Genomic DNA, 21,559 nt, shown 5'->3' with positions numbered 1-21,559 from the left:
ATCCGCGGTCGGGCTCCGTCACCGGTTCGGGGCGCATGGGACATTCGTTCGTCAATCCACCGGCGACTGTGACCACGGTCACAACAGGACGAAATGGCCAAGCCCCGCCGCCCCCGCCCGCCCCAAAGGCGGCGCTTTTCGTATCTTCCGGTACCCCCAGGGAGTAACGGCATCAATCGGGTGACATCTGGAACAAAGTACGATGGCTTAACTCGCGTGCTACGCGCGAAGAGTTCCATAAATGTTCCACTTGTCCGTTTTACTCCCCGCTTCACACGCACGGAGCCACCCTCATGGACAACCTGTCCACCGCCGACACCGTTGACGGCGCGATAGAGACCCGCGGTATCGAACCCGTCCCGGACCACGAGCGTCACGGCAGAGTCCGCGAGCTCTTCCCCACCTGGGTCGCGGCGAACATCAGCGTTCTGCTTCTCACCATGGGTGCGGCCCTGGTGGTGTTCAACCAGCTGAACTTCTGGCAGGTGCTGATCGTCGCGGCCTGCGCCGCGGCCATCTCCTTCGGCATGGTCGGCGTCATCTCGGTCTCCGGTAAGTGGGGCGGGGCCCCGGGTGCCACGCTCTCGCGGGCCACCTTCGGGGTGCGCGGCAACCTCTTCCCGGGCGCGATCCTGTGGATCGCCCGGTTCGGCTGGGAGACGATCAACGCGGTCACCGGCGCCTACGCCGTGCTGACCGTGCTCGACCTGCTCTTCGGCATCAAGAGCAACACCGCGCTGATCGTCGTCACGCTGTTCCTCTTCGTCGCCTGCACGTTCCTCGTCTCCGGCATGGGCCGCAAGGCGCTGAACGTCTGCAACACCTGGTCGACGTACCTCTTCGGGATCTTCAGCGTCCTGGTGCTGGGCTACCTGATCGTGCACATCCACTGGAGCGAGGTCTTCTCCAAGCACGCGGGCACCACCGCGATGATGATCGCCGGTGTCGGGACGATCGCCGCCGGCGGCATCAGCTGGGTGCCCACCGGCCCGGACTTCGCCCGCTACCTGCCGCACGCCACCTCCGGCAAGAAGATCGCCGGTGTGACGGTCTCCGGTGCCGGCCTGGTGATGGTGCCGATGGTGCTGATGGGCGCCGTGATGGCGGTGGCCTCCCCTGGTCTGGCCCAGGCCTCGGACCCGGTCTCCTTCCTCGGTGACCTGCTGCCGACCTGGCTGGCCGTGCCGTACCTGCTGACCGCGATCGTCGGCATGCTGCTGATCAACAGTCTCTCGATGTACTCGGCCGGCTTCACCGCCCAGACGATGGGCGTCAAGCTGCCGCGTGCCATGGCCGTGAGCATCAACGCCGTGATCTCGCTGGTCGGCGGTCTGATGCTGATGCTGGTCGCGAAGAGCTTCCTCGGCTCCTTCATCACCTTCCTGATCCTGCTGGCCGTCTCCTTCTCGGCCTGGATCGGCGTCTACGCCGTGGACATGTTCCGGCGCCGGACGCGGACGGTGCGCTACGACGCCGCCGCGCTGATGGACACCACCCGCACCAGCCGCTACTGGTACAAGGGCGGTTACTGCTGGCAGGCCATGGTCTCCTGGGTGCTCGCGCTGGCCCTCGGGCTCGCCTTCACCAAGTGCGACTGGTTCGCCGGCCCGTTCTCCAGCACCCCGATCGGCAAGTACGGGCTGGCCTGGGCGGCGACCATCGTGATCTCCGCCGCGATCATGGCCGTGCTCCCGGCGCCGCGCGAGAACACCTCGGGCACCGCCGAGGTGAGCGCCGACGCGAAGGCCGAGCAGGCCGAGAGCACCGAGCAGCCGGTCACCGTCTGACGCCCTGCGGCGCGGACACCGGACGCCGAACGCCCCGACCGGCTGGTCGGGGCGTTCGGCGTTCCCGATACGGGGGTGCTGCCCGCCCCCGGGCGCGGCTAGAGTCGGCCGGAGCGACGACACCGACCACCCGCACGCACCCGAGGTACCACGCATGTCTCTGCTGCCCGACGTCTCCGACCTGCCCGACCGCGACCAGCAGCAGCCCCCGGTCACGCTCGACCGGCGCGAGGGCCCCTACGGCGAGGTGGTGCTCCGCCGGCGGGGCGGGGACCTGGAGATCATCGCCAACGGCTGCTTCCTGATGGACACCGCCGACGGCCGCTCCGAGCGCCTGCTGATCCAGGCCGCGCTGGACCGGCTCACGGCGGAGCGCCCCGCCGTCCTGATCGGCGGCCTCGGCGTCGGCTTCTCGCTCGCCCACGCCGCCGCCGAGCCGCGCTGGGGGCGCATCGCCGTGGTGGAGCGCGAGGAGGCGATCATCGACTGGCACCGCACCGGGCCGCTGGGCGCCTTCTCCGCCGGGGCGCTGGACGACCCGCGGGTGGCGGTGCTGCACACCGACCTGCTGGCCTACCTGGACGGTCCCGGGACGGACACCGCGACCTACGACGCGCTCTGCCTCGACATCGACAACGGCCCGGACTGGACGGTCACCGAGTCCAACTCCGGCCTCTACCGGCCGGACGGGCTGGCCGCGATCCAGCGCCGGCTCAACCCGGGCGGTGTGCTGGCCGTCTGGAGCGCCCAGCCCTCCGCCGCCTTCGAGCAGGCGCTGCGCGCGGCCGGCTTCGCCGAGGTGCACACCCTGGAGGTCACCGTGGCACGCGGCGTGCCGGACGTGGTGCACCTGGCACGCCGGGTCTGAGCACCGGTTGTCCCTCCGTCGGCCGCCGTGGGTCTGCGGATAGTCTGCGCGCCATGGACACCCACGAATCGCTGCTCGAACTGATCGGCAACACACCACTGGTGCGCCTGCGCACGCCCGACACCGGCGCCGCGGTCTACGCCAAGCTGGAGTACCTGAGCGCGGGCGGCAGCGTCAAGGACCGGATCGGCCTGCGGATGATCGAGGAGGCCGAGCGGTCCGGGGCGCTGCGCCCGGGCGGCACGGTGGTGGAGGCCAGTTCGGGCAACACGGGTGCGGGGCTCGCCATGGTGGCGGCGGCCAAGGGCTACCGGGCGATCGTGGTCCTGCCGGACAAGACGAGCGGCGAGAAGATCGCCACCCTGCGGGCCTACGGCGCCGAGGTGGTGGTCCGGCCCGGCGGGCTGCCGCTGCAGGATCCCGAGCACATCCTGAACGTGGCCACCAGGATCGCCGAGCAGACGCCGGGCGGCTGGTTCGCCGGACAGTACGGCAATCCGGCCAACCCGGAGGCCCACTACCGGACCACCGGGCCGGAGATCTGGCGGCAGACCGACGGACGGATCACCCACCTGGTCTCCTGCGTGGGCACCGGCGGCACCATCAGCGGCACCGGGCGCTTCCTCAAGGAGGCCAGCGGCGGCACGGTGCGGGTGATCGGCGCCGACCCGGCCTCCTCGGTCTACTCCGGCGGCGACGGGCGGCCGTACTTCGTCGAGGCCGCCGGGCGGTTCCGCCACCCCGAGACGACCGAGGACCTCTGGCCGGACTCCTACCACCAGGAGGTGGTGGACGAGATCCTGCCGGTCCCGGACCGCGACTCGCTGCTGACGATCCGCCGGCTCGCCCGCGAGGAGGGGCTGCTGGTCGGCGGCTCGGCCGGCACGGCGGTCACGGCCGCGCTGCGGGTGGCGGCCGGTCTCGGGCCGCAGGAGCTGGTGGTGGTGATCCTGCCGGACTCCGGACGGCAGTACCTGTCCAAGTACTTCAACGACGAGTGGATGCTGCGCCAGGGCTTCCTGGACGGCGACCCGACCGCCCCGCGGGTCGGCGACGCGGTGCCGCAGGCGCTGCGCGAGCACCCGCTGCCGTACCTGCACCACCACAGCACGGTCGGCCAGGCGCTGGAGGTGCTGCGGGCCCGCCAGGACGCGGGGGCCGAGCCGGTGCTGCCGGCCGGCCCGGCGCCGGTCGCCCCCGGCCGCCAGCCCACCACCGCCGAGCTGGCGGGCGCAGTGTCGTTGGAGCAGCTCGCGGCGGCCCTGGCCGAGGGCAGCGCCGCGGCGGGCGATCCGATCAGCGGCCATCTCGGGGCGGCGCTGCCGCTGTTCGGCACCGGTGAGAGCGCGGCGGCGGCGCTCACGGCGCTCGCCGAGCGGGGCGCGGGACCGGCCGTCGTGGTGCACGACGGACACGGGGTCGGGCTGATCGGACCGGCCGAACTGCGGGCGCTGCTGGGGTGACAGCTGCTCGTTGCGATGCCGGAACATCCGACGGGTCTGGTAATGCGACGAGATGTCCACCGTGATTTTCGGACACCGTGGAGTCGCGGGCGCCCGGGACTGTTGCCCGGCGGTGCGCGGCCGGATGCTTGTCCTCGACACGGGCGCCACCGGACGCTCGTCCGGCGGGAACTGTCGGACAAGTCCTAGGAGCATTGATGACGGAGGAACTGACCCTGCTGGCGGAGGCGGGCGCCGCGGCACTGGTCACCGCGATGGCCACCGACCTGTGGCAGGGCACCAGAGAGGCCGCGCTCGGGCTCTTCCACCGGTCCGAGCGCGGGCAGCGCTGTGCGTTCGAGGACCGGCTGGACCGCAACGCCGCGCTGGTCCGGGCCGCCGCCAGCCCGGACACGGTGCGGCGGGCGCTGTTCGGCTTCTGGGCCCAGGAGCTCGCGGCGCTGCTGCGCCAGACCCCGTCCTGTCGCGAGCCGCTGGCCCAGCTGGCCGGCCGGGTCAGCGCGGCCCTGACGGCCGACCAGGTGGAGACCGCCTTCGAGTGACGGCGGGACGAGCGCCCGGTCAGCCGGCGGCGGCCGGTGCCACCACCGCCCGCACCAGGTCCGCGATCTGCGCCTCGTGCGGGCTCGGCGGGCACGGCACGCCGTCGAGACTGCGCACCCGGGCCGCGAGGCGGACGCTGGAGAGCAGCCAGACGCCCTCGGCCGCGCGCAACTCCCCGGCGGACAGCCGCGCGTACTCGCACGCCCAGCCCGCCGCGGCGGCCGCCGCGAAGAAGGCCTGGAGCGTGATGCTGGGCAGGATGCCGAGTTCGGGCGCGGGGCTGACCAGCCGGCCGCCGCTGACCAGCAGGACGGCGGCGGTCGGTGCCTCCAGCACCGTGCCGTCCTCGGCGAGGAAGATCGCGTCGTCCGCCTCGTGCTCGCGGGCCCAGCGCTGGGCGGCCATGTTGACCGCGTAGGAGAGCGTCTTGGCGCCGTTCAGCAGCCAGGGCGCCTGGCCGGGCGGGGCGACCACCGTCCCGCGGGTGAGGGTCAGTGCCCGGACGCCGTCGCGGCGCGCGCGCAGGGTGCTGTCCGGGACGGGATCGACGAGCACGTACGCGGTCTCCCGGTCGGTGCCCTCCGGGCCCCGGGTCAGCACCAGCCGGGCGTAGGACTCGCCGGCCGTGCCGTGGTGGGCGGTGCCGACGGCCAACGCGCGCCGCCAGTCGGCCCGGTCGGGTGCGCGCAGGCCGAGCGCGGCGGCCGACCGGGCCAGCCGGTCGAGGTGCGCGTCGAGGTGGACGGGGCGGCCGTCGGCGACCAGCAGCGCCTCGAACACGCCGTCGCCGCGCAGCGCGGCCAAGTCGTCGGCGCGCAGGGCGGGTCGGGTGCGGTCCGCGATGGTGCCGTCCAGCCGCACGAGGGTGCCGGCGGACGGACGGACGTCGGTGCCGGGTACCGCGGCGCCGTGCTGGTCGTCCGGGTGCGGGCACTGGTCGAGGGCCACGGGGGCCGCGGCGCGGGCGTTGTTCTCCATACCGGGCATCCTGCCCGCCGGCCGCGCCGGCCGCCATCGCGGCGAGCCGTGACCGCTGCCGCCGTTCACCCCGCCGGCCCCGCCGCACCGGACCCGCCGGGCACCGGCCGGCCCCGACGTGTCACCCGCCCGCTGTCGGTGGCGCCGAGTACGGTGGCAGTCGACCACGCAGATACCGGGCAGGTGCCGCGCAGGGCCACGGAGGCGACGATGACCAGCTACGTTCTCGTGCCGGGTGCCGACGGCCGGGCCTGGTACTGGCACCGGCTGGTGCCCGAACTGCGCGCGCGGGGGCACCAGGTGGTCACCCTCGACCTGCCCGCCGACCCCGCCGCCGACCTCGACACCTTCGCCGACGCGATCACCGCGGCGATCCACCGGTCGCGAGGAGAGCAGAGCTGTGACCCGCTGGTCCTGGTGGCCCAGTCGCTCGCCGGCTTCTCCGCGCCGCTGGTCTGCGAGCGGCTCCCCGTCGCCGAGTTGGTCCTGCTGAACGCCATGGTCCCGGCGCCGGGCGAGACGGCGGGGCAGTGGTGGGAGCGGACCGGCCAGCCGCAGGCCAGGGCCGCCTACGCCACCGCCACCGGCCGGGATCCGCAGGCGGAGTTCGACCTGCGGGTCGACTTCTTCCACGACGTGCCGGACGAGCTGACCGAGTACGCCCTGGCGCAGGAGGTCGGCGGGCCCCCGGCCGCGCTGTTCGCCCAGCCCTGGCCGCTGGACGGCTGGCCCGAGGTGCCCACCCGCGTGCTCCAGGGCCGGGAGGACCGCTTCCTGCCCCTGGCGTTCCAACGCCGGGTGGCGCGCGAACGGCTGGGCCTGACCGTCGAGGAGATCCCCGGCGGCCACCTGGCCGCGCTCAGCCGGCCCCGCGAGCTCGCGGCCCACCTGCTCCGGACTGACGACGCATCAGACGATGCAGCAGGGGCAGTCGACCATCACTGACGCCGCCTCATGTGCACGATGGGGCATGTGAGTCGCGCGAGTCACGTGAGGTGCGTCACTTCGGTGAAGGATTAGCGCTTTCCTTGTCCACGTCTGGGTAGCTTGATGGTCGCGCCGAGTGATCGACTGTCGGGGGGCCGCCCTCGGCGTGCCATGAGCCGGGATGCGCGGGGGCCGGCCAGCGAACGGGACCGGCATGCGGACCGGCCCGATCACCAGACGAGCCCGGACAACAGACGGAGGGGACCATGACGTCCGACGCGGGGTACAGCCGGTTCGAAGCGCTTGGCGCGTACCTGCCACCGACGATCCAGTCCACACCCGAGCTGGTCGCCACCGTGGTGAACGTCCCCGACGTGCCGCTGGAGCGGATCACCGGTGTGCGCGAGCGGCGGGTGTACGACCCCCGCCCGGAGGCGGGCGAGGACTCCTACGGGCTGGCGCTCAAGGCGGCGCGCAACGCGCTGACCAACTCCCGCTACGACGGGGCCGATCTGGACGTGGTGATCTCGGTCTCGATCACCCGTTTCAAGGACGGCGACGACTTCTACTTCGAGCCCTCCTTCGCCGGGCTGCTGGCCAAGGAGCTGGGCGCCCGGCGGGCGATCCACTTCGACCTGTCCAACGCCTGCGCCGGCATGATGTCCGGCGTCTACCTGCTGGACCGGATGATCCGGGCCGGGATGGTGCGCACCGGCCTGGTGGTCAGCGGCGAGCAGTGCACCCGGGTCGCCCAGACCGCCGCCCGCGAGATGGCCGACTCCTACGACGCGCAGTTCGCCTCGCTGTCGGTCGGCGACTCGGCGGTCGCCGTGGTGCTCGACCGCTCGGTGGACGAGGCCGACCGGATCCACTACGTGGACCTGACGACCTCCTCCGAGTTCTCCCACCTGTGCCTGGGCATGCCCAGCGACCGGAGCGAGGGCATCGCCCTCTACACCGACAACAAGAAGATGCACAAGGAGGACCGGCTGCGCCTGTGGCCGTCCTTCCACGGGGACCAACTCGCCAAGCAGAGCCGTACGTTCGCCGACGAGGCGTTCGACTACGTGATCCAGCACCAGGTCGGCACCCGCTTCGTGGAGTTCATGAACGCCACCGGGGCCAAGGAGTTCGGCACCGACACCCCCGAATCCCTCACCGGCTGCGAGGTGTTCGGCAACACCGCCACCACCTCGCACTTCCTGGTCCTGCACAAGCACCTGACCGAGGGCACCGCCCGCCAGGGGGCCAAGTTCCTGATGGTCCCGGCCGCCTCCGGAATCGTCGTCGGCGCCCTGTCCGCAACCATCACCAACCTGGGGGTGTGACCCGTATGACCACCGTCATCAAGGCCGCCACGACCACCACCGCACCGGCCGACGAGGCCGCCTCCGCGGTGCTCCTGGCCGGGCGCGCCGCCCAGGACTGCCTGACCGAGGCCCAGTTGTCCCCCGACACGGTGGGCGTGCTGATCAACGTCGGCGTGTACCGCGAGAACAACACCTTCGAACCCGCCATCGCCGCCCTGGTGCAGAAGGAGGTGGGCATGAACCTGGACTACCTGGCCCACCGGGTGCCGGGAGCCGCCGCCTTCTCCTTCGACCTGATGAACGGCGCCTGCGGCGTGCTCAACGCGATCCAGGTCGCCCAGGCGCTGCTCAGCACCGGCAGCACCGAGCGGGTCCTGGTGACCGCCGCCGACGTGCACCCCGGCGGGCGCGCCGCGCTGGACGCCGACTACCCGTACGCCGACCTCGGCGCCGCGCTGCTGCTGGAGCGCTCGGCGCAGGCCGAGGGCGGCTTCGGACGGGTCCAGCTCGCCGGCTCCGAGCAGCCGTCGGCCATCGCCGGCTACCTGCCGACCGCCGGCATGGGCAGCACCGGGCGCGGCCGGATAGCCGTCCGGCGCGACGAGGGCTTCGCCGACCAGCTGCTCGACCTGGCCGCCGAGACCGCGACCGACTACGCGCGGGCCGAGGGGATCGACCTGCACCGCACCCTGGTGGTCGCCTCCCGGCCCACCGCGGACTTCGGCGCCCGGCTCGCCGAACGGCTGGGCCTGCCCGCCACGCTGGTGCTGACCCCCGAGCTGCCGCAGGGCACCACCGGCCTGCCGCACACCGCCGCCCCGATCCTGGGCTACCTGCAGGCCGTCGAGCAGGGGCTGCCGGCCGGCGTGGACCAGTTCCTGTTCCTGGCCGCGGGCGCCGGACCGAGCGTCGCCTGCGTCAGCTACCGCCCGCAGGACGCCAGTTGAGCACCACCCAGGAGTCGGTCAGCGCCGACCTCGGCCTCGCCGAGCAACTGGCGCGCAACGCCCGGGCGTTCCCCGAGAAGACCGCGATCAGCTACCCGGACGGCCGCGAGTCCGACGGCAGCGTCCGCTACCGCCATCTGACCTACCGTCAGCTGCAGTCCGACGTCGAGCGCTTGTCGGCCGCCTTCACCGCGCTCGGGATCGAGCACGGCACCAAGACGGTGCTGATGGCCCAGCCCGGCCCGGACCTGTTCGCGCTGCTCTTCGCACTGCTGCGCAACGGCGCGGTGCCGGTCGTGGTGGACCCCGGCATGGGCATCCGGCGGATGCTGCACTGCTACCGGGCGGTGGGCGCCGAGGCGTTCATCGGGCCGCCGCTGGCCCACGCGGTGCGGGTGCTGGGCCGGCGCGCCTTCGCCCAGGTCCGCACCAACGTCACGCTGGGCCGCCGGTGGGGCTGGGGCGGCCGCACCCTGACCGAACTGCGCACCGGCGGCCGACGGCTCACGAGCCGCTCCGCGACTCCCGCCGCGGCTCCCGCGGTGCACGGCGAGGACCTGATGATGATCGGGTTCACCACCGGCAGCACCGGGCCCGCCAAGGGCGTGGAGTACACCCACGAGATGATGGCGGCGATGGCCCGCGCGGTGCAGAGCGCGCACGGGCGCCACCGCGAGGAGGTCTCGTTCGTCACGCTGCCGCTCTACGGCGTCCTCGACCTGCTCTTCGGCTCCACCCTGGTGCTGGCGCCGGTGGCGCCGGCCAAGGTCGGCAAGGCCGACCCGGCCCTGCTGGTGGCGGCGATGACCGAGCACCGCACCTCCACCATGTTCGCCTCGCCCGCCCTGCTGCGGCTGCTCGGCGGCTATCTGATGAAGCGTCAGCAGCCGGGTGGCGCAACGGAACTGCCCGACCTGCGCAGCGTGGTCTCCGGCGGCGCCCCGGTGCCGCCGCAGGTGGTCGCCGAACTGCGGCAGGTGCTCGACGAGAAGAGCGCGATCCACGTGACCTACGGCGCCACCGAGGCGCTGCCGATCACCTCGATCGAGTCCGCCGAGATCCTGGGCGAGACCGCCGCCCGGGCCCAGCTCGGCGCCGGGACCTGCGTGGGGCGCCCGGTGCCCGGGACCGAGGTGCGGATCGTCCGGGTATCGGACGAACCGCTGCCGGAGTGGCACGCGGAGCTCGAGGTCGCGGACGGGACGGTCGGCGAGATCGTGGTGGCCGGCGCCTCCGTCAGCGCCGGCTACCACGCGGCCCCGAAGGCGGACGCCTCGCACAAGATCCGCGACGAGGCCACCGGCCTGGTCTGGCACCGCACCGGCGACCTCGGCCACCTGGACGACGAGGGCCGCCTGTGGTTCGGCGGGCGCAAGGCCCAGCGGGTCCGCACCGCCACCGGCGACCTGCACACCGTGCGCTGCGAGGGCGTGTTCAACGCCCATCCACTGGTGCGGCGCACCGCGCTGGTCGGCGTCGGCGAGCCGGGCGCGCAGCGGCCGGTGGTCTGCGTGGAGACCGAGGACGGCGTCACCGACGACCAGTGGATCGCGCTGGTACCGGAGTTGCGCTCGCTGGCCGAGGGCGTGCCGCAGACGGCCGCGCTGGACGTCTTCCTGCGCCACCCCGGCTTCCCGGTGGACATCCGGCACAACGCCAAGATCGGGCGCGAGCAGCTGGCCCGCTGGGCCGGACGGCAGTTGCACCCCGACCGCGCCCGGATCTGGGCCCTGCGGGCCGTCCCGCTGGCCGGCTGGGCCTACCTGGCGGCCGGGGTGGTCCACCCGGTCGACCGGACGGCCCTGAAGGCCCTGTGGTGGACCGACGCCTTCCTGAGCGTGGTGGTGCACGCCGCCCAGATCCCGCCGGCGCTGCCCAAGGGACGGGCGGCCGGATACGGGCCATGGGCCACCGGGGCGCTCACCATGCTCTACGGCGCCACCTGGTGGAAGCAGCTGCCGGCACCGGGCACCCCGCGCCAGGGCCGACGCGGCCGGTCGCCCGCGACGCCCGGCGGCACGCCCGCGACGCCCGGCGGCACGAGGGAGGCGGCCCGATGAAGGTCCTGGTGACCGGTGCCTCCGGCTTCCTCGGCGGCCACCTGGTCGACGGCGCGCTGCGGGCCGGGCACGAGGTGCGTGCCCTGGTCCGCCCGACCAGCGACCTCTCCTACCTCGCCACCCTGCCCGACGTGGAACTCGCCTACGGCGACCTGGGCGACGCCGACTCGCTGCGCGAGGCGGTCAAGGGCGTGGACGTGGTGCACCACAGTGCCGCGCGGGTGGAGGAGCACGGCACCCGGGCCCAGTTCACCGAGGAGAACATCGGCGGCACCACCCGGCTGCTGACGGCGGCCCGGCAGGCCGGCGCGCAGCGGTTCGTCTTCATCAGCAGCCCCAGCGCACTGATGGGACGCTCCGACGGGGACCGGCTGGACATCGACGAGTCCACCCCCTACCCCGACCGCTGGCACAACCTCTACTCGGAGACCAAGGCCATCGCCGAGCGGCGGGTGCTGGCCGCCGACCGGCCCGGCTTCACCACCCTCTCGCTGCGCCCGCGTGGCATCTGGGGTCCGCGCGACCACTCCGGCTTCGTGCCGCGGATGGTGGGCAAGATGCTCACCGGCAACCTGCCCGACCTGTCCGGCGGCAAGCGGGTGCTGGTGTCGCTGTGCCACTGCGACAACGCGGTCGAGGCCGCGCTGCGGGCCGCCGAGGCCCCGGCCGAACGGGTCGGCGGACGGGCGTACTTCATCGCCGACCAGGAGCAGACCGACCTGTGGGCCTTCCTGGCCACACTGGCCGGCCTGTTCGGCGGCCGGCCGCCGACCCGGCGGATCCCGCCGCTGGTCCGCGACGCCCTGGTGGAGGCGATCGAACTGCTCTGGCTGATCCCGCCGTTGGCGGCGAGCCGGCAGCGTCCGCTGAGCCGCTACACGGTGGCGCTGCTCACCCGCTCCACCACCTACCGCACGGCGGCGGCCGAACGGGACTTCGGCTACGTTCCCGTGACGGACCAGGAGACCGGTCTGGCCCGGCTGCTGGAGTGGGTCCAATCGATCGGCGGCGCCGAGGAGTTCGCCCGGCCGGGCCACTGAGCGGCTGAGCGGCTGAGCGGCTGAAACTCCCGCAACACCCGGAACACCCGGTGGCACCGCACGACATCCCGTGGCCGGCGAGAACGGCCGGAAAGGCTCTGATGGCTTCCAACGACACGACACCGAGCGGCCGTTCGCAGCGGGAGGCGGTCTTCCGGCGTCCGGTGTCGCCGCCCGAGTGGTTCTACCTCGCCGCCCAGCGGCTGGGTCGGGCCATGGTGCAGCAGTTGGTCGTCGAGGGAGACCCCGGAAGCGAGCCGACCCCGCAGGCACTGCGTGCGGCGGTGGCGCAGGCCGCCGTGGCCTGCCCCGGCTCGCGGCTGGTGCGCCGGGGCCGCCACTGGGTCGACTCCGGCCGCCCGCCGCAGGTCCTGGTGGCCGCGCCCGGCAGCGCGCCGGATGCCGAACTGCGCACCGGCACCGCGGTCCTGGCCGAGCCGCTGGACGCGGAGGCAGGGGTCGGCTGCGAGGTCGTGCTGCTGCCCGGCGCGGCGGATCGGCCCAGTGCGCTGCTCTTCCGGGTCAGCCATGCCGTGATGGATGGGCACGGCGCGCAGCTGTGGGTGCAGGAGGTGTTCCGGGCGCTGCGCGGCGAGCAGCCCAGGCCCGCCCGCTCGCCGCTGACCGACCAGCGGCTGCTCGCGGAGGTCGGCGCCACCGGGCGGCGCCCCGCCCTGCTGCTCGACCAGCCCTCGCCGCTGGGGCCCCTCCAGGGGGCCGCCGCCGGGCGCCCCGGCGCGGTGTGGCGGCGGCGCACGCTGCCCGGCCGGCACCGCTCGCTCACCGCCCGGCTGGCCCAGGCGTTCGCCGATGCCACGGGCGCGCCCCGGGCCCGGCTGATGGTGCCGGTCGACCTGCGCCGCCACATCGCCACCGGAGCCGCGGCCACCGGCAACCTGAGCCTGCCCGTCTTCCTGGACCTGCCCCGCGGCGGTGACTGGCGCACCGCCCACGCGGAGCTGCTCGGCGCCCTCGCCGAGCACCGCGAGCTGTCCGGCGGCTTCGAGAGCGGCCTGGCCCGGCTGCCGTTGCCGGTGGCCACCGAATTGCTGCGCGCGGGCCAGGCGGTGGCGTCGCGCCGGGACCGGCACATGGCCTCGGCGATCGTCTCCCACCTGGGCCGGGCCGAGCTGTCGCACTACTCGGGCGGCGGCTTCACCGCGCGCTCGCTCTACCTGCTGCCGGTGCACGCGCCACTGGTGCCGGTCTCCTGCGCGGCGGTCGAGCTGGCGGACCGCACCGAAGTCACCGTGAGCTGCCAGGGGCCCGACCGCGACCTCGCCGAGCGCGCCGACGAGCTGATGGACCGGCTGGCCGCGACGATCACCGGGTCGGCGCCCGCCGCGGCCGCCCGCCGCACCGCTCCCGACGCCACCGCACCTGAAGCCGCCACGCCCGCAGCCAGGACCGCCACTCCCCCCGCCGCCGCACCCGACGCCACCGTGGTCGAGCTGTTCCGCGCGCAGGCGGCCCGGACGCCGCAGGCCGTCGCGCTCGACGGCCCCGCCGGCCCGGTCAGCTACGCCGAGCTGGACCGCCGCTCGGACGCGGTGGCCGCGGAGCTGCTGCGCCGCGGCACCGCGCGGGCGGCCGTGGTCGGGCTGCTCGTCGAGCGCTCCCCGGCCGGCCTGGCCGCACTCTGGGGCATCCTCAAGGCCGGGGCCTGCTACCTCCCGCTGGACCCGCGACACCCGGACGCCCGGATCGCCGACGTGCTCCAGGAGGCGGGTGCGGTCGCCTGCCTGACGGAGCGTCATCTTGAGCACCGGCTCACCGCCGCCACCGACACACACGTCCTGGCCGTCGAGTCCATCCTGACGGCCGCGACCGAGGCCGCTGCCCCCACCACCGCCCCCGCGATCGATCCGGCGCAGCTCGCCTACGTGATCTACACCTCGGGCTCCACCGGTCGCCCCAAGGGCGTCCAGATCGAGCACCGCAGTCTGGCCGCCTTCGCCCAGTGGGCCACCGAGCTGTGCGGGATCGACGCGGACACCCGGTTCGCCTTCCTCGGCTCGTACTCCTTCGACGTCTCCGCCTTCCCGATCTTCCTGCCGCTGCTGCACGGCGGCACGATCGTGCTCGTCCCCGACGAGCCGAGCCGCCCCGCGCTGCACGAGCTGGTGACCCGGCACCGGCCCGACACGTTCGCGATCACCCCCTCCCACCTGGAGCTGATCGAGCACTACGACCTCGAACTCACCGGTGTGCGCACCCTGATGGCCGTCGGCGAGCAGTTCACCCGGGCCGCCGCCGACCGGGCCCGGCGCCGGGTCGGACCCGACACCCGGATCATCAACGGGTACGGCCCCACCGAGGCGACGGTGATCTGCCTGGCCCACGTCCTCGACGGCAGCGAGAGCGGACCGGTCGTGCCGATCGGGCTCCCCGGCCCGTTCGCGCAGGTCGAGCTCGTCGAGCTGGTCGACGGCGAGGAGCAGCCGATCGGCCCCGAGCGCACCGGCGCGGTGGGCGAGATCCTGGTCTCCGGGCTCCAGTTGGCGCGCGGCTACCTCGGCCGTCCGGACCTGGACGCCGAGCGGTTCCCGGTCGGCGCCGACCAGCTGCGCCGCTACCGCACGGGCGACCTGGCCCGCCGACTGCCGGGCGGCGCACTGGAGTTCATCGGCCGCAACGACGACCAGGTGAAGATCGCCGGCCACCGGATCGAACCCGCCGAGGTCCAGGCCGTCCTGGAGCGCCACCCGGCCGTGCGCCGGGCCGGCGTGGTGGCCCGCACCCGCTCCGGTGGCTCGGTGGCACTGTGCGCGTACGTACTGCCCGCCACGGACCAGAGCGAGGCCCACAGCGAGGCCGAACTCCCCGCCATCCTGCGCGAGTTCACCGCCGAGCTGCTGCCCGCCCACCTGGTGCCCGCGGTCGTGCTGGTGGTCGCCGAACTCCCCAGCACGGTCAGCGGGAAGACGGACTTCGCCGCCCTGCCGGATCCGTTCGCCGGGGAGGCCGATCCGTCCGCCGACGCCTCCGCCGACGAGCCCTCCGACTCAACCCCGCCCACCGCCGAAGCCGCCGGGCCCGCCGAGGCCGCCGAACCGGAGCAGTCGGACGTCACGGACCGGTTGACCGCACTGTGGTCCCGGATGCTCGGCACCGACCGGGCCCGGCTCGGCCCCGACTCCGACTTCCAGGAGCTGGGCGGCGATTCGCTCGCGGTCCTGGAGATGCTCTCCACCATCGCCGACGAGCTGCTCACCGCCCCGCAGGCGAGCCTGTTCACCACCGACCTGCGCGACCACCTCGCCGAGTTGACCATCCAGCGGGTCGGTGATGCGATCCACCGCGCCCGGCGGACCGCCCCGCGCCAGGCCACCGGAGCGTCGGCGTGATCCTCGTCGGAAGCGGCGCGCTGCTCAAGCGGGCCACCACCCATGCGCTGGCCACCGGCCACCGGGTCGACCTGGTGGTCACCAACGACCCGGCCGACGCCCCCGCGGGCGGGGTCCCCCACCTGGTGACCACCGACGTCAACACCGAAGCGGAGCAACTGACCGCCCGCTGCACCGACGGCGTGGTCTGGTCGATCAACAACTGGATGATCTTCCGCGCGCCCGTGCTCGACTCCGGCCTGCGGATCTACAACATCCACAACGGCCTGCTCCCGCAGCACCGCGGCCTGCCCTCGGCCGCCATCGCCTACGCCCTGCTGCAGGGCCACGCCGAGTACGGCGCCACCCTCCACCAGGTCGACGCGGGCATCGACACCGGCCAGGTACTGGCCGAGCAGCCCTTCCCGATCGCCCCCGATGCCCGCTACCACCAGGTCCTGCTCCGCGGCATCCAGGCCTGCCACCAGCTCTTCCAGCGCACCCTGCCCGCCATCGCCGCCGGCCACCCGCCCGAGCCGCCGCTGCCCCGCACCCCCCTCCCCGGCGCCTACTACGGCCGCAGGTCCCTGCGCGAACTCCCCGCCCACGCCGCCCATCCCGCCTACCCCCGTGCCACCGACGTCGGCGTCGCCGCCCCCTTCGTCCCCGAACTCGTCACGGCCCTGAGCGCCCCGAGCCCCTGACCCCCTGCCCCCTGCGTCGTGGCGTTCCGGCAGATCGGCACCGACGGCGGACTGCTGGTGCTGTGACCGGGATGGTCCACCGTGATCGGAAGGCGGCCCGCGGGACGAGCGCACGCGAAACGGCTGTTACGCTGGGGCATGCAGGAAGAGACCGCTCGCTCCGCGATCGACACGTTCATCTCCGCGTTCAACGCCTCGGACGACAGCTATGTGACTGCCCTGCTCTCCCAGGCCCTGACCTCGGACGTGGTCTTCTGGGGGCCGTTGGGCCGCAGCGAAGGCATCGCGGCGGTCGAGCGGTTCGTGCTGGACATCCGGCACCACCCGGCGGGGACCGGCAGGATGGTGCGCTGCTCAGAGGTGGACATGCCTGACGAGTGGGCCCGGTACCGGTGGGTCTTCACCATGCCGGATGGAGGCCCCCGCCTGGCGGGAACGGATGTCGTCCATCTGCGGCGGAGCCTCATCGACCAGGTCATCGTCTTTGCGGGCGAGATCGAGCCGTTCGCCTCCTGAGTCGTCCTCCTGTCGCTGTCCTTCTCCTGAACTTCCCGTTCGACCCCACCGAGGGTCCGGGCCAGGTCTGGCCCAGCCACATCATCGACCACGAGGGCAACGAGATGATGCGCCCGTACGCGCCGACCTTCTGACGCCCGGCCGTGCCGCCCTGAGGCCCGCACCGATTCGACGGTCGGGCCTCAGGGCCTGTCCGGGGGCGTCCGGTGGGCCGGCGGACAGACCGCCCAGCGCGCCGCCGCCGAACAGCAGGGTCCGGAACGCCGCCGTCATCCGTCCCATCATCGACTGCGGCGTCACGGCCTGGCGCAGGCTGACGATGACGACCCCGGCCACGCCGATGCCCAGGTAGGTGGTGAAGAAGGACAGCACGAAGATCCCGGTCATCACCGGTCGTGGCCCGGTGGCGGCGGGGATCAGGGCGGGGCCGAGCAGCAGGGCGGCCTGGGCGACCAGGTAGACCCGCCTGAGCGGGAACCGCGCGATGACCTTCCGCGAGATCAGCGCGCCGATCAGGCCGCCGACGGAAGCGGTCGCGAAGACGGCGCCGAGGGTCGCCACCGCGCTGCAGCACCGCTGCACCGTCCTGGCCGACGCCCTGGCCCGCGAGCTGCCCGACTGGACGCTCCTGCGCCTGCCCGAGGGCGGCCTGCACCTGTGGCTGCGCCTTCCGCCGGGCCTCACGGAGGCGGAGGTCGCGGACGCGGCGCCGGCGCACCGGATCACCGTCAACCCCGGCCACCAGTACTTCCCGGCCGAGCCACCCGCCGCGCATCTGCGCCTCGGCTTCGCCGCCGCGGCCGAACCCGCCGACCTCACCGAAGCCGCCGCCCGGCTGGCCGCCGCCGTGGGCGGGTGGGCGGGTGGGCGGGTGGGCGGGTAGGTGAGTAGGCGGGTCAGCGCAGCGCCCCCGCACATCACACGGTCGGGTCGGAAAACCGCCGGACAGCCTCCGCCCCGACCTGCTGAACTGGCGTCATGACAAACCTGCACGACAAGGCCGTCCTCTTCCGCTCCCTGCACGCCGGTGACCAGGTGCTGGCCCTCGCCAACGTCTGGGACGCGGCCAGCGCCCGGCTGGTCGAAGCCGCCGGAGCCCGCGCGATCGCCACCACCAGCGCCGGGGTCTGCTGGGGGCTGGGCGCCGCCGACGGCGGCCGGCTCGGCCGCGACCAGGCCCTCGACCTGATCGCCCGGGTCACGTCCGCGGTCCGGGTCCCGGTGACGGCCGACATCGAGAACGGCTACGCGGACACCGCGGACGGCGTGGCCGAGACCGTCGCCGGCGTACTGGCCGCCGGGGCCGTGGGCGTCAACCTGGAGGACGCCCACCACTTCGGCGACAGCCCGCTGCGCGCCGTCGCCGACCAGTGCGAGCGGATCGCCGCCGCCCGGGCCGCCGCCGACGCGGCCGGGATCCCGCTCTTCGTCAACGCGCGCGTCGACACCTACCTGTGCGCCGTCGGCGACCCCGCCACCCGGCTGCGCGAGACCCTGGACCGGGCCACGGCCTATGTCGCGGCGGGCGCCGACGGCGTCTTCGTTCCCGGCGTCACCGACCCGCGGACCGTCACGGCCCTGGCCGGCGGCCTGGCGGTCCCGCTCAACGTGCTGGCCGGCCCGGGAGCCCCCACCGTCGCCGAGCTCGGCCGGCTCGGCGCGGCCCGGGTCAGCCTCGGCTCCTCGGTCGCCGAGGCCGCCTACGCGGTCGCCCGCCGCGCCGCCGAGGAGCTGTTCGGCGCGGGCACCTACACCGCGCTCGCCGAGCCGATCGCCTACCAGGATCTCAACTCCCTCATGCACGCCCCCCGGTAGCGCCGACGGCTCCAGCCACCCGAACGGCCGTCCGGCGGCCCGGCACGGGCTCGTGCGTTCGCGAGCGGCGAGAAGGACCGGCAGCGATGCGGGCAATCATGGCGAACTCATCGTCCAAGAGGTGTTCCGCTGCCGGTTGTTGGCCCATCATGAGCTACCCCTGCACACAGCGTGCGGGACCGGGCCGCAAGGAGTGATCGACTCGATGGCGTGGAACCCGAGGAACACCCGAGTGGATGGTGCGCTCGCCTGGACGGACGGCGCGGTGGCCGTGCGGACGAACCACCGGCCGGCGCCGGAGACGGTCGACCGGGCCGGCTCGTGCAGCGTGCAGGCGATCACGGAACTGACCGACGCGGAGCGTGAGTTGGGTCTGGCACTGTACCGGTTACGGGCGGAGGGCGGACTGTCCCTCAGAGCCCTGGCGAAGCTGATGGGGTACAGCGCGCACAGCGTGTTCGCCGACGTCGAGAAGGCCCGGCGGTTTCCCTCCGAGTCGCTGATCCGCTGCTACGAGGAGCACTTCGACGTGCCGCCGGACTCCTTGATGGCCCTGCGCCGGCGGGCGCTGCGCGAGCGGGCCGTGCGGCTCACCGCGCGGTTCGCCGCCGCCAGCTCGGCCGGGCCCTCGCCGACGCCATCGCCGTCGCCGTCGCCGTCGGCCTCACCGTCGCCGTCACCGGCGCTGGCAGTGGCGCCGGTGGTGGCGCCTGCGCGGCCGTTGCCGACCGGCGGCACTCGCTTCGGCGACGCCGTCCACGGCCTGCTCCCGTACCTGAGAAGAACCGGGCGATGTCTGGCGCGCACCCTGCGCGCGGGCCGGTCCTGGCCGCGCCGCCCCCGCTGACCTCGCCGGACGTCCCCGCGGGTCGCTGCAGGTCCCGCACGTCCCCGCACGTCCCCGCACGTTCCTGTACGTCCCCGCACGTCCCCGGGGACCGTTGGCCCGTGCGGCCGGGCCCGGCAGAGCCCGGCCGCACGGTGGCGTCGGCGGCACCGGAGCATCGCTCCCGCGCCGCCGACGGGTCATCGTCCGGCCGCGGCCTCGGCCCGGCACTCCTCGCGGGCCGCGAGCACGTCCGGATCGTCGGGCAGCAGTTCGGCGGCGATGTCCAGCTCGGCGAGCGCGGCGTCCCAGCGGCCGGCGCTGCGCAGCGCGAACGCGTGGTTGTAACGCACGCCGGGATCGTCCGGCGCCAGCTCCACCGCGTGCCGCAGATCGGCGAGCGCGGTGTCGGCGTCACCCAGCTGGTGTGCCACGGCGGCCCGGCCGCAGAGCGCCGCGACCAGGTCGGGGTCGGCCGCGAGCGCCCGGTCGAACGCCTCCCGGGCCGCCGTGTGCTCCTCGCGGGCGGCGTGCACGTGACCGAGCACGGCCCGCAGGTACGCGTTGCCCGGCTCGCGCTTCAGGCCCGCCAGCGCGTCGCGCTCGGCACCGTCCACGTCCTCCAGGTCCAACCGGATACCGGCCCGGTTGACGTAGGCGTCCACGAAGCCGGGGTCCAGTTCGAGGACGTAGCCGAAGTCGGCGAGGGCGCCCTCGACATCCCCCGCGGCGTTCCTGACGTCACCGCGGTTGTAGAAGACCTCCGGGAACGGCGGCCCCAGCCGCAGCGCCCGTTCGTAGGCCTCCAGCGCCTCCTGCTCCCGGCCCATCCGGCGCAGCAGGTTGCCCAGGTCGAAGTGGTACTCCGGGTAGGACGGATCGACGGCGAGCACCGCCCGGTACTCCTCCAGCGCCTCGTCCAGCCGGCCCAGCCCGGTCAGCACCTGCGCCCGGTTGTGCCGCAGCACGGAGCGGTGCAAGTGGTGCTCGTCGGGGCCGAGTTCGCGGTCCAGCTCGGCCAGGCCCGCCGTGACGAGCTCCAGCGCGGCGTGCGGCCGGCCCCGGTGGCCCTCGATCAGCGCGAGCCCGTTGTGGTGGAAGACCGTGTTGAAGGCGCGCAGCCTGGGGTCGGGCAGCAGCGAGGCCATCGCGATGGCCTCGTTGATCCAGGCCAGGGCACGCTGGTGGTCGCGTCGGGTGGGCTCGCGGTGCCGGGTGTAGAGCATCGAGGTCGCGTAGGCGCACTGGATGTGGATCACCGGCTTGGTGGTCTGCGCACGGGCCTCGTCGCAGATCGCCTCGGCCTCCTCGGCGCGCCCCAGCGCGGACAGCGAGGTGGGCATCTTGCTGGTGAACTGCCACCACAGGTCCGGGCGTTGCTCCCAGTCGACGAGCGCGCGACCGCGCTCGCAGAAGTCGATGGTGGCGTCGTAGAAGCCGAGGAGCATGCAGGTGTCCATGGCGTGCGCCAGCGCCGGTGCGCCGGTTCCGACCGGGTCGCTCCCGTGCTCGCGGTGGTACGGGATCGCGCCGAGCGCCAGCGACGGCTCGGCGGCGGCGACCAGCTCGTCGGCGCGCTGGTCGTGCAGGCGTCGGCGCTCGTCCAGCGGGAGGCGCTGGTAGGCGTCGAGTGCGCCGGGGTCGTCGTCGGTCGCGTCCCCGGTCACGTAGCGTGCGGCACGGGCTCGCAGCGCCGCAGCGTCCGCCGCTGCCTCGTCCGGCACCGCCTCGTCCGGCACCGCCTCGCTCGACGCCGGCCCGCCCGGCACCGCCTCGCTCGACGCCGGCTCCGTCGGCACCGCCTCGACGCGCCGGCAGCCGCGCAGCAGCGCGGGCAGGTCCTCGCCCGCAGGCGTGCCCGGCTCCACCCACGGGTCGCGGGGCACCGGTTCGAGCAGCCGGGCCGTGCTCTGCACCACCACGGTCAGCACCGCGGGATCCATCCGCCGCAGCAGGACGGCCATGAACTCCTGGTCGGTGGGGTCGGCACGGTCCAGGTCGTCGACGACGAGCGTGCGGGGACCGAACCCGTCGACGGCCAGCAGGTCGCGCAGGAACTCCATGAGCCCGTGCGCGATCCGCAGGGTCCGCCAGCGCGAGTAGAACCGGGTGCGCTCCTCGGGCACGGCCAGCGAGGTCAGCGTCTCGCGCGTGGCGGGGACCAGGTCGCGCAGTTCCGGTGCGACGGTGAGGAGTTCGACCTCGTGCGCGGCGACCAGCTCCGGGTGGCGCTCCAGCGCGTCGGGGACGACGGCCCGCAGCAGGGTGCCGGCCACCGTGTAGGGGCCGCGCAGCCTGCGGTGCGCCGCGATCACGGGCAGCAGCAGCGGCGGCAGCGCGAGGGCGGCGCGGCACGCCTCACGGTCGCGTCGCCGTGCTCCGACCAGGGCCAGGTGTCGATCGGCGTCCGGTGCGGCGGGCCGAGTGGCGGACATGTTCTCCTCCAGGA

General features: G+C 74.0%; 18 protein-coding genes. 15 read left to right on the top strand and 3 right to left on the bottom strand.

Features of this window, described 5'->3' with window-relative positions; all coding sequences use genetic code 11:
• The first annotated feature begins 293 nt into the window (after positions 1-293).
• The 4 genes from OG500_RS33025 (at position 294) to OG500_RS33010 (ending at position 4,660) form a co-directional block, all read left to right on the top strand.
• Positions 294-1,787 carry a purine-cytosine permease family protein gene (locus OG500_RS33025; RefSeq protein ID WP_329585545.1) on the top strand — a complete coding sequence of 498 codons (1,494 nt, stop codon included), beginning with the start codon at positions 294-296 and terminating at the stop codon, positions 1,785-1,787.
• 154 nt (positions 1,788-1,941) lie between these two features.
• Positions 1,942-2,655 carry a spermidine synthase gene (locus tag OG500_RS33020; RefSeq protein WP_329585543.1) on the top strand — a complete coding sequence of 238 codons (714 nt, stop codon included), beginning with the start codon at positions 1,942-1,944 and terminating at the stop codon, positions 2,653-2,655.
• 53 nt (positions 2,656-2,708) lie between these two features.
• Positions 2,709-4,118 (top strand): PLP-dependent cysteine synthase family protein, encoded by a 1,410-nt coding sequence (locus OG500_RS33015; RefSeq protein WP_329585540.1) that lies wholly within the window; start codon positions 2,709-2,711, stop codon positions 4,116-4,118.
• A 197-nt stretch (positions 4,119-4,315) separates the two neighbouring features.
• Entirely contained in the window at positions 4,316-4,660 is a 345-nt protein-coding gene (locus tag OG500_RS33010; protein ID WP_327070503.1) for a hypothetical protein, read from the top strand.
• 19 nt (positions 4,661-4,679) lie between these two features.
• On the opposite strand, the gene OG500_RS33005 is transcribed toward OG500_RS33010, so the two are convergent.
• Positions 4,680-5,639, bottom strand: coding sequence for an aminodeoxychorismate lyase (locus OG500_RS33005; RefSeq protein WP_329585538.1), 960 nt, complete (start codon positions 5,637-5,639; stop codon positions 4,680-4,682).
• 210 nt (positions 5,640-5,849) lie between these two features.
• Here OG500_RS33005 and OG500_RS33000 point away from each other — a divergent pair, with 210 nt between their 5' ends.
• The 8 genes from OG500_RS33000 (at position 5,850) to OG500_RS32965 (ending at position 16,469) form a co-directional block, all read left to right on the top strand.
• Positions 5,850-6,584 carry an alpha/beta fold hydrolase gene (locus OG500_RS33000; RefSeq protein WP_329585536.1) on the top strand — a complete coding sequence of 245 codons (735 nt, stop codon included), beginning with the start codon at positions 5,850-5,852 and terminating at the stop codon, positions 6,582-6,584.
• A 248-nt stretch (positions 6,585-6,832) separates the two neighbouring features.
• Positions 6,833-7,894, top strand: a complete 1,062-nt coding sequence (locus OG500_RS32995) for a 3-oxoacyl-ACP synthase III family protein (protein WP_329585534.1) — start codon at positions 6,833-6,835, stop codon at positions 7,892-7,894.
• Between the two features lie 5 nt (positions 7,895-7,899).
• The gene (locus OG500_RS32990) at positions 7,900-8,823 is read left to right on the top strand and encodes a hypothetical protein (protein ID WP_329585531.1); all 924 of its coding nucleotides are present in this window, start codon (positions 7,900-7,902) and stop codon (positions 8,821-8,823) included.
• Positions 8,820-10,883: a fatty acid CoA ligase family protein gene (locus OG500_RS32985; protein ID WP_329585527.1), complete on the top strand. Its 2,064-nt coding sequence runs from the start codon at positions 8,820-8,822 to the stop codon at positions 10,881-10,883. Before OG500_RS32990 ends, OG500_RS32985 begins: the two co-directional genes overlap by 4 nt.
• Entirely contained in the window at positions 10,880-11,923 is a 1,044-nt protein-coding gene (locus OG500_RS32980) for an NAD-dependent epimerase/dehydratase family protein (protein ID WP_329585524.1), read from the top strand. Before OG500_RS32985 ends, OG500_RS32980 begins: the two co-directional genes overlap by 4 nt.
• A gap of 101 nt (positions 11,924-12,024) precedes the next feature.
• Positions 12,025-15,270, top strand: a complete 3,246-nt coding sequence (locus OG500_RS32975; RefSeq protein WP_329585521.1) for a non-ribosomal peptide synthetase — start codon at positions 12,025-12,027, stop codon at positions 15,268-15,270.
• Complete coding sequence (locus tag OG500_RS32970; RefSeq protein WP_329585518.1) at positions 15,267-15,953, top strand: formyltransferase family protein; 687 nt, start codon at positions 15,267-15,269, stop codon at positions 15,951-15,953. The genes OG500_RS32975 and OG500_RS32970 overlap by 4 nt, the downstream gene beginning before the upstream one ends.
• A gap of 138 nt (positions 15,954-16,091) precedes the next feature.
• Positions 16,092-16,469: a nuclear transport factor 2 family protein gene (locus OG500_RS32965; RefSeq protein WP_327070494.1), complete on the top strand. Its 378-nt coding sequence runs from the start codon at positions 16,092-16,094 to the stop codon at positions 16,467-16,469.
• 81 nt (positions 16,470-16,550) lie between these two features.
• On the opposite strand, the gene OG500_RS32960 is transcribed toward OG500_RS32965, so the two are convergent.
• Complete coding sequence (locus OG500_RS32960; protein WP_329585516.1) at positions 16,551-16,856, bottom strand: hypothetical protein; 306 nt, start codon at positions 16,854-16,856, stop codon at positions 16,551-16,553.
• Between the two features lie 97 nt (positions 16,857-16,953).
• Between OG500_RS32960 and OG500_RS32955 the strand changes: the two genes are divergently transcribed.
• The 3 genes from OG500_RS32955 (at position 16,954) to OG500_RS32945 (ending at position 19,131) form a co-directional block, all read left to right on the top strand.
• Positions 16,954-17,352: a hypothetical protein gene (locus tag OG500_RS32955; RefSeq protein WP_329585513.1), complete on the top strand. Its 399-nt coding sequence runs from the start codon at positions 16,954-16,956 to the stop codon at positions 17,350-17,352.
• Positions 17,353-17,447: 95 nt separating this feature from the next.
• Positions 17,448-18,284 carry an isocitrate lyase/PEP mutase family protein gene (locus tag OG500_RS32950; RefSeq protein WP_329585512.1) on the top strand — a complete coding sequence of 279 codons (837 nt, stop codon included), beginning with the start codon at positions 17,448-17,450 and terminating at the stop codon, positions 18,282-18,284.
• A gap of 232 nt (positions 18,285-18,516) precedes the next feature.
• Entirely contained in the window at positions 18,517-19,131 is a 615-nt protein-coding gene (locus OG500_RS32945) for a helix-turn-helix domain-containing protein (RefSeq protein WP_329585510.1), read from the top strand.
• Positions 19,132-19,310: 179 nt separating this feature from the next.
• Here the strand turns inward: OG500_RS32945 and OG500_RS32940 are convergent, their stop codons facing one another.
• Entirely contained in the window at positions 19,311-21,545 is a 2,235-nt protein-coding gene (locus OG500_RS32940; protein ID WP_329585508.1) for a tetratricopeptide repeat protein, read from the bottom strand.
• Positions 21,546-21,559: the final 14 nt, after the last annotated feature.

Origin of the sequence: Kitasatospora sp. NBC_01250 (assembly GCF_036226465.1) — a bacterium.
GTDB lineage: Bacteria > Actinomycetota > Actinomycetes > Streptomycetales > Streptomycetaceae > Kitasatospora.
This window is presented reverse-complemented; position numbering and strand designations above follow the sequence as displayed.